Here is a 383-nt window from a genome sequence, read left to right as displayed (position 1 = left end):
ACGCGCCCAGGCAGCGCAGCCGCGTGCATTCGCCGATCGCAGTATACTACTGGTAAAGCCGCAGCCGGACCCAAAACACGACCAGCCCGTCATGGGGCCTTCGTCGGCGCATGTTTCGGATGAGCGCATCCTCGGCCTTTGTGTGCTGGTTTGGATGGTGGTGCGGACGGCGTGACCTAGGAACAAGGGATTCCTTCGTTCCATCGTAACGCTTGAGCCAACGATACACCGTCATGCGAGAGACGCGGTACTGGATGGCTGCCTGTGATGGGCCGTGCCGTTCGGCATACCGAACTACGGCTAGACGGAAGGCCACTTCTTGTGCTATTCTGTTCATGCGAGGACACTCCCTTGCTTTTTTGATTTTGTTCCTTAAAAGCATA

General features: G+C 56.9%; 1 protein-coding gene. It reads right to left on the bottom strand.

Going from position 1 to position 383, the window contains the following annotated elements:
- Positions 1-46 precede the first annotated feature (46 nt).
- Positions 47-337 carry a helix-turn-helix domain-containing protein gene (locus HMPREF1985_RS11780; protein ID WP_021770700.1) on the bottom strand — a complete coding sequence of 97 codons (291 nt, stop codon included), beginning with the start codon at positions 335-337 and terminating at the stop codon, positions 47-49.
- Positions 338-383 lie beyond the last annotated feature (46 nt).

Origin of the sequence: Mitsuokella sp. oral taxon 131 str. W9106 (genome assembly GCF_000469545.1) — a bacterium.
Taxonomy (GTDB): domain Bacteria; phylum Bacillota; class Negativicutes; order Selenomonadales; family Selenomonadaceae; genus AWVT01.
The sequence above is the reverse complement of the archived record's forward strand: the minus strand, read 5'-3'. Positions and strand labels throughout refer to the sequence as shown.

What these genes read in the sequence shown, in the direction of transcription:
- HMPREF1985_RS11780 (WP_021770700.1), bottom strand. Translation starts at nt 337, where the DNA reads ATGAACAGAATAGCACAAGAAGTGGCCTTCCGTCTAGCCGTAGTTCGG.